General features: G+C 70.6%; 16 protein-coding genes. 11 read left to right on the top strand and 5 right to left on the bottom strand.

The features are described from left to right. The first annotated feature begins 38 nt into the window (after positions 1-38). Entirely contained in the window at positions 39-2,144 is a 2,106-nt protein-coding gene (gene nrdE / locus C8K30_RS25965) for a class 1b ribonucleoside-diphosphate reductase subunit alpha (RefSeq protein ID WP_199230713.1), read from the top strand. Positions 2,145-2,195: 51 nt separating this feature from the next. Then, positions 2,196-3,176 (top strand): class 1b ribonucleoside-diphosphate reductase subunit beta, encoded by a 981-nt coding sequence (nrdF, locus tag C8K30_RS25960; protein WP_108495798.1) that lies wholly within the window; start codon positions 2,196-2,198, stop codon positions 3,174-3,176. Between the two features lie 184 nt (positions 3,177-3,360). Here nrdF and C8K30_RS25955 read toward each other — a convergent pair whose 3' ends face one another. Then, positions 3,361-4,089, bottom strand: a complete 729-nt coding sequence (locus tag C8K30_RS25955) for a DUF4386 domain-containing protein (protein ID WP_108495797.1) — start codon at positions 4,087-4,089, stop codon at positions 3,361-3,363. Positions 4,090-4,182: 93 nt separating this feature from the next. Next, entirely contained in the window at positions 4,183-5,034 is an 852-nt protein-coding gene (locus C8K30_RS25950; protein WP_108495796.1) for a UbiA family prenyltransferase, read from the bottom strand. Positions 5,035-5,101: 67 nt separating this feature from the next. Between C8K30_RS25950 and C8K30_RS25945 the strand changes: the two genes are divergently transcribed. The 3 genes from C8K30_RS25945 to C8K30_RS25935 are packed head-to-tail and all read left to right on the top strand — an operon-like array spanning position 5,102 to position 7,861. Then, on the top strand, positions 5,102-6,217 hold the full coding sequence (locus tag C8K30_RS25945) for a type III polyketide synthase (protein ID WP_108495795.1): 1,116 nt from the start codon (positions 5,102-5,104) through the stop codon (positions 6,215-6,217). A gap of 1 nt (position 6,218) precedes the next feature. Beyond that, positions 6,219-6,746, top strand: a complete 528-nt coding sequence (locus C8K30_RS25940; RefSeq protein ID WP_108495794.1) for an isoprenylcysteine carboxyl methyltransferase family protein — start codon at positions 6,219-6,221, stop codon at positions 6,744-6,746. Beyond that, positions 6,743-7,861 (top strand): NAD(P)/FAD-dependent oxidoreductase, encoded by a 1,119-nt coding sequence (locus tag C8K30_RS25935; protein ID WP_233257468.1) that lies wholly within the window; start codon positions 6,743-6,745, stop codon positions 7,859-7,861. Before C8K30_RS25940 ends, C8K30_RS25935 begins: the two co-directional genes overlap by 4 nt. Before the next feature lie 19 nt (positions 7,862-7,880). On the opposite strand, the gene C8K30_RS25930 is transcribed toward C8K30_RS25935, so the two are convergent. Next, on the bottom strand, positions 7,881-8,408 hold the full coding sequence (locus tag C8K30_RS25930) for a phosphoribosyltransferase (RefSeq protein ID WP_108495793.1): 528 nt from the start codon (positions 8,406-8,408) through the stop codon (positions 7,881-7,883). A gap of 130 nt (positions 8,409-8,538) precedes the next feature. Continuing rightward, positions 8,539-9,510: an FKBP-type peptidyl-prolyl cis-trans isomerase gene (locus C8K30_RS25925; protein WP_108495792.1), complete on the bottom strand. Its 972-nt coding sequence runs from the start codon at positions 9,508-9,510 to the stop codon at positions 8,539-8,541. 153 nt (positions 9,511-9,663) lie between these two features. On the opposite strand from C8K30_RS25925, the gene C8K30_RS25920 reads away from it, so the two are divergent. From C8K30_RS25920 to C8K30_RS25910, 3 genes are read left to right on the top strand one after another with little or no spacing between them, the layout of a single operon-like run. Further along, the gene (locus C8K30_RS25920) at positions 9,664-9,963 is read left to right on the top strand and encodes a hypothetical protein (protein WP_108495791.1); all 300 of its coding nucleotides are present in this window, start codon (positions 9,664-9,666) and stop codon (positions 9,961-9,963) included. A gap of 28 nt (positions 9,964-9,991) precedes the next feature. After that, a complete protein-coding gene (locus tag C8K30_RS25915) occupies positions 9,992-10,750 on the top strand; it encodes an alpha/beta hydrolase (RefSeq protein ID WP_369941267.1) in 759 nt (252 codons plus the stop codon). A 41-nt stretch (positions 10,751-10,791) separates the two neighbouring features. After that, a complete protein-coding gene (locus C8K30_RS25910) occupies positions 10,792-11,619 on the top strand; it encodes an alpha/beta fold hydrolase (protein WP_108495790.1) in 828 nt (275 codons plus the stop codon). Between the two features lie 133 nt (positions 11,620-11,752). On the opposite strand, the gene C8K30_RS25905 is transcribed toward C8K30_RS25910, so the two are convergent. Further along, positions 11,753-13,309 carry a DivIVA domain-containing protein gene (locus tag C8K30_RS25905; protein WP_108495789.1) on the bottom strand — a complete coding sequence of 519 codons (1,557 nt, stop codon included), beginning with the start codon at positions 13,307-13,309 and terminating at the stop codon, positions 11,753-11,755. Positions 13,310-13,649: 340 nt separating this feature from the next. Here C8K30_RS25905 and C8K30_RS25900 point away from each other — a divergent pair, with 340 nt between their 5' ends. The 3 genes from C8K30_RS25900 (at position 13,650) to C8K30_RS25890 (ending at position 17,126) form a co-directional block, all read left to right on the top strand. Then, positions 13,650-15,026 carry a hypothetical protein gene (locus C8K30_RS25900; protein ID WP_132239004.1) on the top strand — a complete coding sequence of 459 codons (1,377 nt, stop codon included), beginning with the start codon at positions 13,650-13,652 and terminating at the stop codon, positions 15,024-15,026. Then, positions 15,023-16,030, top strand: a complete 1,008-nt coding sequence (locus C8K30_RS25895) for a hypothetical protein (RefSeq protein ID WP_233257466.1) — start codon at positions 15,023-15,025, stop codon at positions 16,028-16,030. Before C8K30_RS25900 ends, C8K30_RS25895 begins: the two co-directional genes overlap by 4 nt. A 64-nt stretch (positions 16,031-16,094) precedes the next feature. Beyond that, positions 16,095-17,126: a hypothetical protein gene (locus tag C8K30_RS25890; protein ID WP_233257465.1), complete on the top strand. Its 1,032-nt coding sequence runs from the start codon at positions 16,095-16,097 to the stop codon at positions 17,124-17,126. The last annotated feature ends 57 nt before the right edge of the window (positions 17,127-17,183 follow it).

The raw sequence follows: 17,183 nt of genomic DNA, 5'->3' as shown, positions 1-17,183 counted from the left end.
CCGAGGGCCTGAGCGAGATCCCCCTGGAGAGCATCCAGATGGACTATCACTCGCTCAACGCCATGCTGAACCTGTACGGGCCGGACGGGAAGATCCAGTTCGAGAAGGACCGCGAGGCGGCCCGCCAGTACTTCCTGCAGCACGTGAACCCGAACACCGTCGAGTTCGAGTCGCTGGAAGCAAAGCTCGAGCACCTCGTCGAGGCCAAGTACTACGACCCCACCGTGCTGGCGAAGTACTCCGGTGCGTTCGTCAAGGAGCTCTTCCAGCTCGCGTACTCGAAGAAGTTCCGCTTCGAGACGTTCCTGGGCGCGTTCAAGTACTACACCTCGTACACGCTGAAGACGTTCGACGGCAAGAAGTACCTGGAGCACTTCGAGGACCGTGTCGCCATGGTCGCGCTCGGCCTGGCCGACGGCAGCGAGCAGACGGCGCGCGACATCGTCGAGGAGGTCATCTCCGGGCGGTTCCAGCCGGCGACGCCGACGTTCCTCAACGTCGGCAAGGCGCAGCGCGGCGAGCCCGTGTCCTGCTTCCTGCTGCGCATCGAGGACAACATGGAGTCCATCGCGCGCGGCATCAACTCCGCGCTGCAGCTCTCCAAGCGCGGCGGCGGCGTGGCGCTGCTCCTGAGCAACATCCGTGAGCACGGCGCGCCGATCAAGCACATCGAGAACCAGTCCTCGGGCGTCATCCCCGTGATGAAGCTCCTGGAGGACTCCTTCTCCTACGCGAACCAGCTCGGCGCGCGTCAGGGTGCCGGTGCGGTGTACCTGCACGCGCACCACCCCGACATCATGCGGTTCCTCGATACCAAGCGGGAGAACGCGGACGAGAAGATCCGCATCAAGACGCTCTCGCTCGGCGTGGTCATCCCGGACATCACGTTCGAGCTGGCCAAGAAGAACGCGGACATGCACCTGTTCAGCCCGTACGACGTCGAGCGGGTCTACGGCAAGCCGTTCGCCGACATCTCCATCTCGGAGAAGTACGACGAGCTCGTGGCCGACGACCGCATCCGCAAGACCACGATCAGCGCCCGCGACTTCTTCCAGACGCTCGCGGAGCTGCAGTTCGAGTCCGGCTACCCGTACATCATGTTCGAGGACACGGTGAACGCGGCGAACCCGATCAAGGGCCGCATCACGCACTCGAACCTGTGCTCCGAGATCCTGCAGGTGTCGACCGCGTCGACGTTCAACGAGGACCTCTCCTACAACGAGGTCGGGCGGGACATCTCCTGCAACCTGGGCTCGCTGAACATCGCCAAGGCGATGGACTCGCCGAACTTCGGCCGCACGATCGACACCGCTATCCGCGCGCTGACCGCGGTGAGCGACCAGACGTCGATCGAGTCGGTCCCGTCGATCAAGCGGGCCAACGAGCAGGGGCACGCCATCGGCCTGGGCCAGATGAACCTGCACGGCTACCTCGCCCGTGAGCGCATCTACTACGGCTCCGAAGAGGGCATCGACTTCACGAACATCTACTTCTACACCGTGGCCTACCACGCGATCGCGGCGTCGAACCGCCTGTCGATCGAGCGGAAGCAGAAGTTCGGCGGGTTCGAGGACTCGAAGTACGCCACTGGCGAGTACTTCGACAAGTACGTCGAGCGGGAGTGGAAGCCGGCCACGGAGCGCGTCGCGCGCCTCTTCGCCGACGCCGCAGTGTCCATCCCGACGCAGGACGACTGGCGCGCGCTCAAGGCCTCGGTCATGGAGCACGGCCTCTACAACCAGAACCTGCAGGCCGTGCCGCCGACGGGTTCGATCAGCTACATCAACAACTCGACGTCGTCGATCCACCCGGTCCCGGCCAAGATCGAGATCCGCAAGGAAGGCAAGCTCGGCCGCGTCTACTACCCGGCGCCGTACATGACGAACGACAACCTGGACTACTACCAGGACGCGTACGAGATCGGGTACGAGAAGATCATCGACACGTACGCCGCGGCGACGCAGCACGTGGACCAGGGCCTCTCGCTGACCCTGTTCTTCCCGGACACGGTGACCACGCGCGACGTGAACAAGGCGCAGATCTACGCGTGGCGCAAGGGCATCAAGACTCTCTACTACATCCGCCTGCGCCAGCTCGCCCTGGAGGGTACTGAGGTGGACAACTGCGTCTCCTGCATGCTGTGACGCGTCCGCACGGCCAGATCTCCTCCTACTGCAGCCCCTGAAGGAACTCCCATGGCACCAACTGGCAAGCTCAAGCTCATCGATCGCGTGACGGCGATCAACTGGAACCGCCTCGAGGACGAGAAGGACCTCGAGGTCTGGGACCGCCTGGTCGGCAACTTCTGGCTGCCCGAGAAGGTCCCGGTCTCCAACGACATCCAGTCGTGGAACACCCTCTCGGAGCACGAGAAGACCATGACCTCCCGGGTGTTCACCGGCCTGACCTTCCTGGACACCATCCAGGGCACGGTCGGCGCGGTGTCGCTGATCCCGGACGCGCTCACCCCCCACGAGGAGGCGGTGTACACCAACATCGCCTTCATGGAGAGCGTGCACGCGAAGAGCTACTCCTCGATCTTCTCCACGCTGCTGTCGACGCCGGAGATCGACGACGCCTTCGAGTGGTCCGAGAGCAACGAGAACCTGCAGAAGAAGGCGGAGATCGTCCTCGACTACTACCGGGGCGACGACCCGCTGAAGCGCAAGGTCGCCTCGACGATGCTCGAGTCGTTCCTGTTCTACTCCGGGTTCTACGCGCCGATGTACTGGTCCTCGCGGGCGAAGCTCACGAACACGGCCGACCTGATCCGCCTCATCATCCGCGACGAGGCGGTGCACGGGTACTACATCGGCTACAAGTACCAGAAGGGCCTCGCCAAGCTGACGCAGCCCGAGCAGGACGACCTCAAGGCGTACACGTTCGACCTGCTGTTCGAGCTGTACGAGAACGAGGTGGAGTACACCGACTCGCTGTACGGCGAGCTGGGGCTGACCGAGGACGTCAAGAAGTTCCTGCGGTACAACGGCAACAAGGCCCTGATGAACCTGGGCTACGAGGCGCTGTTCCCCAAGGAGGACACCGACGTCAACCCCGCGATCCTCGCGGCGCTGTCGCCTAACGCGGACGAGAACCACGACTTCTTCTCAGGGTCTGGCTCGTCGTACGTGATCGGCAAGGCAGTGGAGACCGAGGACGACGACTGGGACTTCTGACCTCGTGTCGGGAGCCCGTCGCTCATAGCGGCTGATCAGAGGCCCGGAACCGCAGATTCTTGCGGTTCCGGGCCTCTTGCGTGACTTGGCCGAGCCAGGAACGTCTTGGCTCCGGCCATCGCCTCGTCGAGCTGGGTCAGCGGGCACTCGAACAGGGTTTCCTGGCGAACGGCCGTGATCGCGCTCAGCTTGTGGCGCTCGCGCCGATAGCCGGCGCGGTGTGCCGGTCGTGGGTCTCGTTCACGGCGGGGCGTGCCCGGAACGAGTACCAGAGCAGCCAGCCGATCATCCAGACCTCGCCGACGGTGGCCAGGAACGGGAGCAGGTCGGTGACGGGCGCTGCGGCCGGCACCAGGTAGGTGACGAAGCCGCTGACGATGTATCCGACGCCGCCGGCCACCAGAATCCAGCCGAGCGCGCGCGGCATGCCCGATCGCAGGGCGAGGACGCCCATCGGGATCAGCCACAGCCCGAAGAAGAGCGAGCCGACGTCCCAGAAGCTGCCGCCGAGCACGTACAGGAGCTGCGCTCCGTCGGCGGCATCGGCGGACGCCGGCGCTAGGGCGGTGTCCAGCGCGGCACCCAGACATGCTGCGCTGGCCAAGACCGCCACCGCGTTGATCAGCCCGAAGGCGGCCAGGGAAATCGCCGCGAACGTGTCGACGCGTCGGAACAGCCGGTAGAACCACAGGGCGACCAGCGCCTGGGCGGCGACGAGCAGGAGCTCCAGGCCGATCCCCAGGCGTGCGAGCGTCTCGTTCTCGATCAGGTGGGCGAGGGTCGATGCCGCGCTGTCGGGATCGAACAGCATCGGACGGATGATCAGGAATCCCGGGATCGCGACGACGGCGACCGCCAGGTAGAGCAGACCGGTCGTGCGTGCCGTGCGGGGGTGCAGCGTGGGCGAGCTCATGACTTCCCTCTCGGTTGACCTTACGGCGTAAGGCGACCTTACGCCGTAAGGCTCCCGAGAGGAAGGGGGATCGGATGAAGGGCGATCCCGGCCTCACACCGCGATGTCGGTCGCGCTCAGTGCCAGCAGCACCACGCACAGCGCGGCGACGGCCATGCTGAGGCCAAAGGGCGCGCGGCTACGTGGTCGGGTGACGGCCACGGCGCCCGCGGCGAGAGCCAGGCAGGCGGCGACCGCGCCGCCGGTCCAGGCGGCGGGTTCCGGGGCACCGGCCGGTCCGGTGACCACCACCGTGACCGCGAGGACCAGGACGCATGGGGCGATCACGCCGGACGCGCGGCGACCGAGCCGGTGAGGCAGGCCCCGGACGCCGGTCGCGACATCGTCCTCCAGGTCGGGCAGGGTGTTGGCGATGTGCGCTCCCACGCCGAGCAGTGCTGCCGCGGCGACTGCCCAGAAGGCCGGGACTCGTGGGCCAGGCGCGGCGAGCACGACGAAGACGGCCAGCAGCCCGAACGACATTGCGTAGGGCAACCAGGACCACACGGTCGCCTTGAGACGGGCGTTGTACGCCCACGCCCCGCCCACCGCCACGAGATGGGCGACCCCCGGAGCAACACCCAGCACCAGCGAAGCGATGACGCATACGGCAAGCGCCGCGAGTGCGGCGTCGCGCAGGGTGGCGGCGGTGACAAGTCCCGCCACCACCGGTTTGTCGGTTCGGCCGACGGCGACGTCGCGTGGGGCGTCGATCCAGTCGTTGGACCATCCGACGGAGAGCTGGCCGGTCCCGACCGCCACCGTGATCAGCGCGACGGTGCCCCATCCGGAGCCGAGGGCCGCGGCGAGCGCGGCGGCCAGGCCGGTCACGACGGCGGCCGGAGCGGCGTGGCACGCGAGCACGAGGCCGCGGACCACGCGCCGGGCATTCTCGCCGGAAACCATGGGCGGCACGCTAGTCGTGGTGGGTTCACGACGCGCGAGGAGACGTCACCTGAGCAACGATGCGTAGATGTCGCTAGTCGTGGCGGTCGAGCCTGCTCTACCGGAGCACGTGTACGCCCAGGAAGCGATCACGGCGGCCCTTGGGCCGTTGGTGGCGCCGGACCCGGCCCGGACCGCGCTGCTGCGCCGCCTGCACGCGGGCGCCGGCGTGGGCCGCCGTCACCTGGTGCTGCCGCTCGAGGAGTACGGCGGCCTGCGCTCCTTGGGCGCCTCCAACGCGGTGTTCATCCGTGAGGGTGCCGCGCTGGCCGAGCGGGCGTGCCGACGGGCGTTGGCCGCTGCCGGCCTGGAGGCGCGCGACGTCGATCACGTGTTCGCCACGTCGGTGACAGGGGTGGCGGCACCGTCGTTGGACGTGTTGCTCTCCGAGCGGCTGGGCCTGCGTGGCGACGTGCGGCGTACGCCGTCGTTCGGCCTCGGTTGCGCGGGCGGGGCCGGTGGGCTGGCGCGTGTGCACGACCATCTGCTGGGCCGGCCGCATGACGTGTCTCTCCTGGTGTCCCTCGAGCTGTGCTCCCTGACACTTCAGCACGGCGACGACTCCGTGGCGAACATGGTGGCCTCCGGCCTGTTCGGCGACGGCGCCGCGGCCGTCGTCGTCGTGGGCGCCCTGCACCCGCTGGCGGGGCCGACGTCGGACGGTGCTGCGGCGCAGCCGGCGGCGGGCCGTCGGCGGCGTACGGCCAGAGTGGTCGACACCCGGTCGGTGCTGTACCCCGGCACCACTGCCGCGCTCGGCTGGGATGTGCGCGACACCGGTTTCGCCATCGTGCTCTCTGCCACGCTCCCGGACCTGCTGCGTGCGCACCTGCTCGCCGACGTGAAGGGCCTGCTCGCGGAGCACGAGCTCACACCGGCCGCGGTGCCCACCTGGGTGGTGCACGCGGGCGGGCCGCGCGTGATCGACGCCGTGCGGGATGCCGTCGGGCTGTCCGAGGACGCCGTCCGGGAGAGCCGGGAGAGCCTCGCCTGCGCGGGCAATCTCTCGTCCGCGTCCGTGCTCGACGTCCTCGCGAGGACCCTCGCGCACTCCGACGCCCCGCCGGGTTCACCCGTCGTGCTCATGGCCTTCGGCCCGGGCGTCTCGTGCGAGCTCGTGCTGCTGCGCATGGGGGGTCGCTGAGATGCTCGGGCTCTATGTCGCCCTCGTCGGTGCCACGGCGGTCGAGCGTCTCGCCGAGCTCGTCGTGTCGGCCCGCAACGCCCGGTGGTCGTTCGCCCGTGGTGGTGTCGAGTCCGGCCGGGGGCACTTCCCGGCGATGGTGGTCCTGCACAGCGGGCTGCTGGTGGCGTGCGTCGCCGAGGCGGTGCTCGCCGACCGGCCGTTCCTGCCGTGGCTGGGCTGGCCGATGTTCGTCCTCGTGGTGGCGAGCCAGGCGCTGCGGTGGTGGTGCGTGGCCACGCTGGGGTACCGCTGGAACACCCGCATCATCGTGGTTCCGAACCTGCCGCTCGTCAGTGCGGGACCGTACCGGTGGATGCGCCACCCCAACTACGTGGCGGTGGTGGTCGAGGGCGTCGCGCTCCCGATGGTGCACACCTGCTGGGTCACCGCCGTCGGGTTCACCGTGCTGAACCTGGTGCTGCTGAGCCGCTTCCGCATCCCGGCCGAGGAACGGGCGCTCCGGTCCGCCGAGGTCGAGACCCGGTGAACGGCGTGAACCGCGGTGCCGCGGACGTCGACGTCGTGGTGGTAGGGGGCGGCCCGGTCGGGCTGGCGGCGGCGGTGCGCGCTAGGGCTGCCGGGCTCGACGTGCTGGTCGCGGACCGGCGGACGGGCACCCTCGACAAGGCATGCGGCGAGGGCCTGCTCCCGGGTGCGCTGCGGGCCGTGCAGGCGCTCGGCGTCGACCCGCCGGGCCATCCGCTCTCCGGGATCAGCTACCGGGCACCCGGCAGGCACGCCGACCACCGGTTCGCCGCGGGTCCGGGTCGGGGCGTGCGGCGCACGGCACTGCACGAGGCCCTGCGAGCGCGCGCTGCCGATGTCGGCGCATCGCTCTCGCACGGCAGGGTCACGGCCCTGCGGCAGGGCGCCACGAGCGTCGAGATCGAGGTGGTGCCGGGCGGTCGTGCCGACGGCACCGACGAGGGGAGAGCCCCGATCACGCTGCGCGCCGGCTGGGTGCTGGGGTGCGACGGCCTGCACTCCACGGTTCGTCGACTGGCGGGGCTCGACGCCGGCCCAGGGCTACGCGGCAGCCGGCCGGCACGTAACCGGTACGGCCTGCGCCGGCACTTCCGGGTCGCGCCATGGACCGACCTCGTCGAGGTGCACTGGTCGCCTCACGCCGAGGCCTACGTGACACCGGTCGCCGGCGACGTAGTCGGCGTCGCGCTGCTCGCGCCACGTGCGGTGGCCGGCGTGGGCTTCGACGAGCTGCTGCGTTCGCAGTTCCCGGAGCTCAGTTCACGGCTCGGCGCCACCGCGTCCGCCGGTCCGCTGCTCGGTGCCGGACCGTTGCGCCGTCGGTCGCGGCGACGCTCCACGGGACGGGTGCGGCTCGTGGGCGATGCATCGGGCTACGTCGACGCCCTGACCGGCGAGGGGATCCGGGTCGGCCTCGCCCAGGCTGAAGCGGCCGTCCGTCACCTCGGCGACGGCGACGCGTACGAGCGTGTGTGGCGGACGGTGACCCGCGACTACCGCACGCTCACCACGGGCCTGCTCGTCTGGGCATCGAGTCCTGCCCGCGGAGCCATCGTGCCCTTGGCTTCGCGGACGCCCTGGCTCTACGGCGCTGTGGTCGAGCGGCTGGCCCGCTGACCGGACCACCGTCGCACGCTCACGCGTCGATCGACCTCGCGCCCGTCACGGGCGGCTCGGCGGACCACGGGAAGGTGATCCACAGGTCGGTGTCCTTCCACGAGTAGTCGGGCTGGATGATCGTGCGCGGCTTGGTGTAGAGCACGGCGGAACGGGCCTCGGCGCCCTGCTTCTCCAGCAGGTCCATGACCAGTGCCAGGGTGCGGCCGGAGTCGGCGACGTCGTCCACCACGAGGACCTTGGCGCCGGGGAGGTCGGACGTGTCCATGAGCGGCGGCAGCACGCGCGGGTCGTCGAGCGTCTTGCCGATGTCCGTGTAGAACTCGACGTTGAGCGTGCCAACGCCCTTGGTGCCGAGCGCGTACGCCATGGCGCCGCCGGGGACGAGGCCACCACGCGCGACGGCGACCACGACCTCCGGCACGAAGCCGCTGTCCACCACCTTGTGGGCCAGGTCGCGGACCGCGACGGGGAAGGTCTCCCAGGTGAGTACCTCGCGTTCCGGCACGGGAGCGGACTCAGCGGCGGGCAGTTCTGTCGACGTCATGGGAAGACCCTACGAGACGTGGCGGGCACCCGGCTCGGGTGCCCGCCACGTCTGTGTCGTGACCTGCGGCGATGCGCACGTCACGTGCGCGAGATCTCAGGCCGGTCCGAGGACGGACCGGAGGGGAGGGTCAGGCGGCCTTGGCCTCGAGGATGTCGACCACGAAGAGGAGGGTCGAGTTCGCGGGGATGCCGCCCTGCTCCTGGTCGCCGTAGGCCTGGTCCGCGGGGACGACGAGCAGCACCTGGCTGCCGACCTTCTGACCGGCGATGCCGTTGGTCCAGCCGGGGATCACGGCGTTGAGCGCGAACGACGTCGGCGTGCCGCGGCTCCACGAGGAGTCGAACGACGTGCCGTCGAGCAGGCAGCCCGCGTACTGGACGGTGACCGTCTGGTCCTTGGTGACCTTGGCGCCGTCACCCTCGATGAGGGGCTGGACCACCAGGTCGGTGGGCGCCACGTAGTCCGTCGGGACGGTGACGGTCGGCTGGCCGTCCTCGGCGAGCTCGACGGTGGGCAGGCCCGCCTCGGGGGTCACCGCGGTGCCCTCGGCCCGCGTCGGGATCTCCTTGGCCTCGGTGACCTCGACCATCGTGACCTGGATGGTCTGGTCCATCGCGGTGCTCGCCATGAGGAGGCGCGCGCCGACCTTCTGGCCGATCAGGCGGTCGTTCAGGAGGTCGTACTGCGGGTCGCCGAGCGTGAACGACTCCGGCTTCTTGGTCTCCCAGGTGGAGCCGCTCGTCGAGCCGTCCTTGCCCGCGATCACCAGGTAGTTGATGGTGACCTGAGCGCCTTCGGTCAGTTCCTCGCCGGTGCCTTCGTCGACGATGCGCGACGTCGGGGTGGTGACCTCCAGCGGCGCCTTGAACTCCACCTTCGGTTCCTTGCCGACCGGGCCCGAGACCTCGATCGCATCAACGGCCTTGACGTCCGCCTCGGACGGGCTGGGCGCAGGCGACGGCTCGGCGGCCGGCGTCACCTCGCAGACGTTGCCGTCGGCGGCAGCGCTGCCGCCTCCGTCGTCGCCGCTTGCGCAGCCGGTGAGCGCGATGGAGGCCAGCGCGACGGCTGCCAGGCCGGCAGTGGTGCGGTGCTTCACGAGTAGTCCTTCGGTCGGGTTTGCGCCTTGCTGGGGACCGCCACACTCTAGCGGGCGGAAATGAGTGAGGCTCCCAGGCACTGTGGTAAGCAGAATGGGCTGCTTTCGGGCAGGCTCCAGCCATCCGCTCCGCCCTGCGGAAGAATAGTTGCCATGCCGTCGAAACGCCGCTCCAGCAAACGTCCGTACGCCGCGGACCACGTCCCCCTCGACGTGGACCGGGCGACGGGCGGCCGGCGCAGCGAGTCGGCGGCCGACGGCGAGTGGGTGGTGCAGCGGATCCGCTCGTCCGACAAGACCTACATCTGCCCGGCGTGCCGCCAGGAGGTCACGCCGGGGACGGCGCACGTCGTCGCGTGGAAGACGGATGTGCTCGGTGGCCCCGACGCCGGGCTGGACGCCCGGCGGCACTGGCACAACAGCTGCTGGCAGCGGCGCGCCAACCTGCGCTGAGTCCCGGTCGACCAGCACGGGGGAGACAATGGGGTCGATGACCACTGAAGCCGAGCTCCACCAGATCCGCTCGCTCACCGTCCTGCCCGCAGAGCGGGAGGACATCGAGCTGCACACCGCCGACGGCCTCACCCTCGTGGGCGAGCTCGCGCTGCCCGCGGACAGCGAACCGTCGGCCAGCCTGCTGACGTTCCACCCGCTGCCCACGCACGGCGGATTCATGGACTCCCACGTGTACCGCAAGGCGGCCTGGCGCCTGCCCGCGCTGGCGAACCTGGCGGTGCTGCGGTTCAACACGCGCGGTACCTCGTCCCCGCGGGGCACGAGCGAGGGCACGTTCGACGGCGGCGAGGCGGAGAAGTACGACGTCGCCGCCGCCATCGAGCTGGCCGAGTTCCGCGGGCTGCCGCGGCCGTGGCTGGTCGGCTGGTCGTTCGGCACGGAGCTGGTCCTCAAGCACGGCGCCGACCCGAGCGTCGAGGGCGCGATCCTGCTGTCGCCGCCGCTGCACCGCGCGACGGACGAGGACCTGGACCGCTGGGCCGCGTTCGGCAAGCCCCTCGTCGTCCTCGTCCCCGAGCTCGACGACTACCTCCGCCCCGACGAGGCTCGCCGCCGTTTCGCACGCGTACCGCAGGCCGAGGTGATCGGCGTCGACGGCGTCAAGCACCTCTGGGTCGGCGAGCCGGCAGTGGCCCGCGCGCTGAACGAGATCGTGGCCCACGTGCTGCCCGACCATCCGCTCCCGCTGCCGACCCACTGGGACGGACCACTGGGCGCTTCCTGAGCGGCCACCCCCACCACCGCACCCACCACAGGAGGACGACGATGACGTCTCAAGCCACCAGGAACCTGGCTACCTTCACGCTGCACGACGGCGGCGGGGTGCCGCTCGTCCTGCTGCACGGCTTTCCGCTCGACCACCGCATGTGGGCCGCCTGTGCCGGGTACCTCGCGCCGGGGATCCGTGCCATCGGCGTCGACCTGCCGGGCGCCGGGCACAGTGACCTGGACGGGTACCCGCCGAGCATCGAGCATGCGGCCGACGCGGTGTACCGGACGATGATCGCGGCGGGCGAGGGCAACGCCGTCGTCGTCGGGCACTCGATGGGCGGGTACGTGGCGCTCGCCCTGGCCGAGCGGCACCCGGGGTTCGTGGCCGGCCTGGGGCTGGTGAACACCAAGTCGACAGCGGACACCGACGAGGCGCACGCCAAGCGGCTACGGATCGCCGCCGCTGCGGACGCCAGCCAGACCGTGGACGCCGTGCTCGGCATGCCGGCCAACCTGGTGGGCGCCACCAGCACGGAGCGCCGCCGGCACCTGTTCCCGGTCCTGGACTCGTGGATCCGCGCGCAGTCGCCCGCGGGCGTCGCGTGGGCGCAGCGGGCGATGGCGGCCCGTCCCGACCGCACTGCGGTGCTCGAGCGCTTCGGCTCGCCGGTCGCCGTCGTGGTGGGCGCGGAGGACTCCATCACGCCGCTGGCCGAGGCCGAGCACATGGTCAGGGCGGCCGGGTCCCCCGCGGGGCTGTCCGCCGGCGACGCCGCGCTCACGCTGGTGCCCGGGACCGGGCACCTGAGCGTCGTCGAGGACCCGCAGGCCGTCGCGGCGGCCCTGAGCCTGCTGCACGTCCAGGTGGTGGCCCACCACTGAGCCCGGTGAGCCGAGGTGGAACCAGGCTGGAGACAGAACCACTGCGACAGCACCAGGGCGAGAAAACGGCTGGGGCGTTACCAACCACGTGGTTGGTAACGCCCCAGCCGTTTTCTCGCCGGGTCTCGGCGGATCAGCTCGAGGCGCCGGCCTTCTCCGAGACGGGCTCCTCGGCGTCCTCGTTCTCCGCGGGGGAGGAGGCCGAGTCGGAGGCGGCCTGCCCGGCCTTCGTGCTCGCCTTCGTGCCCTTGACCGACGGGATGACGACGGTCGCCGTGCCGACCGGCACCGGCGTCGGGCTGCTCGGCGGGATCGAAGCCGGCATCGAGGAGCCTGCGTCGGAGACGTCGGGCTCGGCCTCGGTGCCGTCACCGACGACGGCGAAGCGGGCCTGCTGCGCGGGAGTCGCCCCCGCCAGGCTCGCGGGCTTGGCCGGAGCCGTGGGCAGCGCGGGCGCCGCGGCACCGGGGGCGGGCGGCGTGCCGAGCATGCCCCGCAGCTCTTCCAGGTACGAGTTGATGGAGTCGTGCTGGCGCGTGAGGTCCTCGAGCTGGTGCTGCGCGGCGGACCGGCTGGACTCCGCCTCGGCGCGGGCGTCGTCGATGGTCTGCTCCGCGAACTCCCGGGCGTCGGCCACGATGCGGTCCGCGGACTTGCGGGCGTCGGCCACGAGGTCCTTGACGTAGACGTCGGACTCCGAGCGGATCTTCTCCGACTGCTCGAGGGCCACCGCGACGCGCTTCTCGGCCTCCGCCGCGTGCTCCTCGGCCGTGCTGACCAGCTTGGCGGTCTCGGACTTCGCCGTCTCGTGCCGCTCGGCGAGCTCCTTCTCCACTGCCTCCTTGCGGGTGGCGATGTCGAGCTCGGCCTGGGCGAGCGCCGCGCGGGCCTGCTCGCGCAGGTCCTCCATCTCGCTCGTGACGGCGTTGGAGGCCTCGGCGGCCTGGCGGCGGGCCTCGGACAGGATCTGCTCGGACTCGGCGCGGGCGCTGGCCAGCATCGCGGACGAGTCGCGCTCCGCCGTCTCGCGCTGCTCGGTGGTCTCCGCGTTCACCTTGGCGCGGAGCTTGCCTGCGTCGCGCTCGGTGTTGACGCGCAGCTCGGTGGTCTCGCGCTCCACCGTCGAGCGCAGGGTGCCGAGCTCGCGCTCCAGGCTGGCCCGGCGCTCGCTCTCCTCGGCGTTGATGGCGCTGGCGATCTGCGCGGACTCGCGCTCGGCGGAACCCACGAGCTCCTCGGCGCGGCGCTGCGCGGCGAGCAGGTGGCCCTCCGCCTCGGCGGCCATCGTGGTGCGGATCTCCTCGGCCTCACGGCGAGCGCTGGCGAGCATCTCGGCGACCTCGGACTCGGCACGGGACCGCACCTGCCCACCGGACAGCTTGGCGCGGGCCATGATGTCCGCGGCCTGCTGGTTGGCCTGGTTGATGATGTCCGTCGACTGGTCCTCGGCGGAACGCAGGAGGAGCTCGATGCGGGAACCGAGGCCGGCGTACGACGGCTTCTCGGTCTCGCGCAGGTTGCGCTTGGCATCGGTGAGGTCCTGCGTGAGCTGCATTGCGCGGCCGTCGGAAGCCTCGACCTGCCTACGCGCCTCTTCGAGCGCGTGGTTCAGTCGGTCCAGGTGCGCATGAACCTGGTCGCGGTCATAACCGCGCATGGCAGTAGGGAAGAGCGAGCGCTCGTCGGACACGGTGCAGACCTCCAGTGTCGGAACTTGGTGAGGCGCGGGTCAGGCTCCCCCCTGGGACGCCGCATTATGCGGGCTCGTCCGGCGCCCAGGATACGTGCCTTGTGCGGATGTGGATACTCCGTGACGGGATGCAATCTGCGAAATGCGTGGAATACTCACCGCTGGCCCGGGGCCCCTTACCACGGTGGCGGTTCAGGCACACCTCCGTGAAGGAAGGGTGAGAATCCCTGCCGAACCTCACAAGCACACCCGTCATTGGACAGGGCTCCGCGTTCGGTCCCTATGCTGGAACATCCACCTGATCGACGGGCACGCGCCCAAAATTCGAAGGGAATCGGTGGTGCAACGCTTTTTGGCGACTCTCCTGATCCTTGCCGGACTCGGCGGGATCGGTTACGGGGTCGCGACGGCAACCGTCCTGCGCGAGTCCGACACAGTTGTCGCGACCGCGACCCCCAGCGGCGACGGAACCATGGTCGTGACCGAGCCCGGTGTGCTCGGTCTGGTTGACGACCAGGTGACCGTCCGGGCCACTGTCCCAGAGGGACAGAAGGTCACGCTCGCGCTCGGGTCCGACGTCGACGTGCTCGGCTGGGTCGGTGAAGACCCCTACGACTCGGTGACCGGCCTGTCCTCGTGGGAGACGCTGAGCGTCGCCCCGGGCACGGGTCTCGCCACGGACGAGGAAGGGGAAGAAGCCTCCGACGAGCCGGCCGAGAAGCCGAGCACCGGCCCCGACCCCGCCGGATCCGACATGTGGATCACCGAGGTGAGCGGCGAGACCACCGTCCAGATGCGCTGGACCGAGCAGCCCGGCCGCGTCGTGCTGCTGGCAGCGGGCGTCGGCAAGGGCGCCGAGGCGCCCACGCTCGAGCTCACCTGGCCGCGCCCCGTCGCCACCCCGTACCTGTGGCCGGGCGTGCTGGGCGGCGGCTTCGCCCTGATCCTCGGCGTCTTCATGGCCATCGGCGCGCGTCGCAGCAAGAAGCGCGGCGGCAGCAAGGGCCGTTCGCCGTCCGGGGCCCGTACCCGGCAGCCTGCCTCGGACCTGCCGCGTCGCGACGCGGTCTTCGGGGTGGACGGCGACGAGCCGAACCAGTACCCCGACGAGTCCCACGGCGGGTACCCGCCCGCGCTGGGCGATGCGCCCGACGGCGGCACGGCGGTCTTCCCGCCGTCGGCCCCGGGGATGCCCGGCCAGGGGCTGCCCGTGCAGGGCATGCCCGCACCCGACGACGAGCCCACCCAGTCCTGGGGCCCGCCCGCGCCGTTCGGCGGAGCGGCCCCGATCACACCCGAGCCGGCTCCCGCGCCGGAGCCGGTCGCCGCCCCGGCGGCATCCATCCGCGGGATGCGGCGCAGCCGCCGTGGTCAGGGCCCGGCAGCAGCACCCGCGGCTCCCGCCCAGGCCCCGGCTCAGCCGCCGCAGTTCGGCGGCGCCGTGCCGGAGCACACCCAGCCTGCCCCGGCACCGTCCGGGGCGACGGCCGCCGCCCAGGCCGCCCCGGCGCCGTCGGGCAAGCCGATGACGCGGCGCGAGATGCGCATGCGCGAGCAGGCGGAACGCAGGGCGGCGACGGGCACGCAGCCCGCCGTGCCCGCCGCCGAGCCGGAGCCTCAGCCCGAGCCCGAGCAGCAGACGCCCAGCAGCCGAGCCGCGGCATGGCGCCAGACCTGGGGCGTCACGGGGAACGATGACGGAGGTAGTAACCGATGAAGTCCACCACGACCCGCTCCATGGCCGTGGTAGCAGCTGTGCTCGCCACGGGACTGCTCGCCGGCTGTGCCGAGGAGCTTCCCGTCCCGAAGCCGGAAGCGCCCGTCGCGGCGGCCGTCGTCACCCAGTCGCAGGAGCGCAAGATCCTGGACAAGGTGTCGGGCGTCGTCGACGAAGCGAACAAGGCCAGCAAGGCCGACTCGCTGGCGGCGCGCCTGTCCGGGCCCGCGCTCTCGATCCGGGAGACCCAGCTCAAGCTGGCCGCCGCCCGTGGTGACGACGAGCCGCTGACGAACCTGACGATGCAGATGCAGCAGGTGATCCTGCCGTCGGACCAGGAGTGGCCGCGCAGCAGCTATGCGATAACGGTCCAGCCCAAGGACCTCACCACGCCGGTCCTCATGGCCTTCAACCAGTCCACGGCCCGTGAGCAGTACAAGCTGTGGGCCTGGGTCCGGCTGCTGCCGGGCGTGACCATGCCGCAGTTCGCCGAGGCCGACCTGGGCAGCGCCTCGGTGGCGCCGAACGACGAGAGCCTCAAGATGACGCCCGACTCCGCGGTCGAGCAGTACGCGTCCGTGCTGACGGTCGACGAGCGCTCGAAGTACGCGGACAACTTCGCCGACGACGACCTGCGCGCATTCTTCCGGGAGTACGGCCAGAAGCAGGTCGACGCGATCAACAAGGAAGAGTGCGGCGGCGAGTTCAAGGTCGGGTACGAGCGCACGAAGGACCCGGTGAAGGCCGTCCGCACGGCCGACGGCGGCGCGCTCATGCTCGCGGCGATGATCAGCACGGAGACCATCACCGCCAAGGAGGAGGGCTGCGAGATCGGCCCGCCGTCCGAGTCGGCTCAGGCCCTGTGGGGCGACGCCGGCAACACCAACGTCGTCCAGCTCAACTACAAGGACGTCGTGGCCATGTACATACCGCCCAAGGACTCGGACGACCAGGTCAGCCTCGTCGGCTACGAGCACGTCCTGTCCTCGGTCTCGAACGGCTGACGTTTTCGCAGATCATCGCCTCTGCCGCGGCTAGGGTGGCCCCGTGAATCCACGGAGGCCACCCTTGCTGCGTTCCGGAGCTCTTCCCGCGACCCGACGGGCTGTCGCCGGCCTGACGGCGGTCGGCGCGGCGTCCGTGCTGCTCGCGGGCTGCACGGTCGAGCCGCCCACCCCCGCGCCCGAGGCGCCGGTGGTCGCGGCAGTGGTCAGCACGTCGCAGGAGCGCAAGATCCTGGACCGGGTGTCGGGGGCCGTCCAGGCAGCGGACGACGCCACCGACGCGGGCACGCTGGCCGCGCGCCTGACCGGCCCCGCGCTCGCCATGCGCCAGGCCGAGCTGAGGGTGGCCGAGGCCCGCGGGGACAACAAGCTGCTGACCGACCTGACGTTCGAGACACAGCAGGTGATCCTGCCCTTGGAGCAGGGCTGGCCGCGCAGCAGCTTCGTCATCACCGTGCAGCCCCCGGACAACGCCACGCCGGCGCTCGCCGCCTTCGAGCAGTCCTCGGCCCGTGAGCAGTACAAGCTGTGGGGCTTCGTCCACCTGGCGCCGAGGGTGACCATGCCGCGGTTCGCGGAAGCCGAGCTCGGCAGCCCCGCGGTCGCGGCGGACGACACGAGTCTCAAGGCGTCGCCTCAGGCCGCCGTCGAGCAGTACGCCTCGGTGCTGACTGCCGGCGAGGACTCGCGCTACACAGACAATTTCGCCGCCGCCGACGACGACGAGCTGCGGCTGCAGCTGCGCAAGAGCGGTGCGAACCAGGTCGCCCAGATCGAGGACAAGGACGGCGAGGGCAGCTTCGAGGTCGCGTACGAGCCGGCGAAGGGTCCCGTCAAGGCAGTGCGGACGGCGGACGGCGGGGCCGTGGTGCTGGCGGAGCTGCTGAGCCTGGAGACGCTGAAGGCCGAGGAGGGATGGCGGCTCACGCCGGCCACGCCGTCGGCCAAGGCGCTCTGGGGTGATGCCAAGGGGACCGACGTCATGAAGATCGCCTTCCGCAACACGGTTGCCCTGTACGTGCCGCCCGCCGGCTCGGCGGAGCAGATCGGCCTGCTGGGCTTCCACCGGGTGCCCTACGCCGTGTCGAACGGCTGAGCCGAAGGTGAGCGCCGGCGCCGTGATCCCGACAACGTTCTCGCCGAGAGCGGAGTC

Origin of the sequence: Promicromonospora sp. AC04 (assembly GCF_003058225.1) — a bacterium.
In the GTDB taxonomy this organism is placed as follows: Bacteria; Actinomycetota; Actinomycetes; order Actinomycetales; family Cellulomonadaceae; genus Promicromonospora.
Note: the sequence above shows the minus strand (reverse complement) of the source record. Positions and strands in the feature narration are given on the sequence as shown.

Bases quoted from the DNA above. Each gene is read 5' to 3' on its own strand.
- nrdE (WP_199230713.1), top strand. From the start codon at position 39: ATGGACTATCACTCGCTCAACGCCATGCTGAACCTGTACGGGCCGGAC.
- nrdF (WP_108495798.1), top strand. From the start codon at position 2,196: ATGGCACCAACTGGCAAGCTCAAGCTCATCGATCGCGTGACGGCGATC.
- C8K30_RS25955 (WP_108495797.1), bottom strand. From the start codon at position 4,089: ATGAGCTCGCCCACGCTGCACCCCCGCACGGCACGCACGACCGGTCTG.
- C8K30_RS25950 (WP_108495796.1), bottom strand. From the start codon at position 5,034: ATGGTTTCCGGCGAGAATGCCCGGCGCGTGGTCCGCGGCCTCGTGCTC.
- C8K30_RS25945 (WP_108495795.1), top strand. From the start codon at position 5,102: ATGTCGCTAGTCGTGGCGGTCGAGCCTGCTCTACCGGAGCACGTGTAC.
- C8K30_RS25940 (WP_108495794.1), top strand. From the start codon at position 6,219: ATGCTCGGGCTCTATGTCGCCCTCGTCGGTGCCACGGCGGTCGAGCGT.
- C8K30_RS25930 (WP_108495793.1), bottom strand. From the start codon at position 8,408: ATGACGTCGACAGAACTGCCCGCCGCTGAGTCCGCTCCCGTGCCGGAA.
- C8K30_RS25920 (WP_108495791.1), top strand. From the start codon at position 9,664: ATGCCGTCGAAACGCCGCTCCAGCAAACGTCCGTACGCCGCGGACCAC.
- C8K30_RS25915 (WP_369941267.1), top strand. From the start codon at position 9,992: ATGGGGTCGATGACCACTGAAGCCGAGCTCCACCAGATCCGCTCGCTC.
- C8K30_RS25910 (WP_108495790.1), top strand. From the start codon at position 10,792: ATGACGTCTCAAGCCACCAGGAACCTGGCTACCTTCACGCTGCACGAC.
- C8K30_RS25895 (WP_233257466.1), top strand. From the start codon at position 15,023: ATGAAGTCCACCACGACCCGCTCCATGGCCGTGGTAGCAGCTGTGCTC.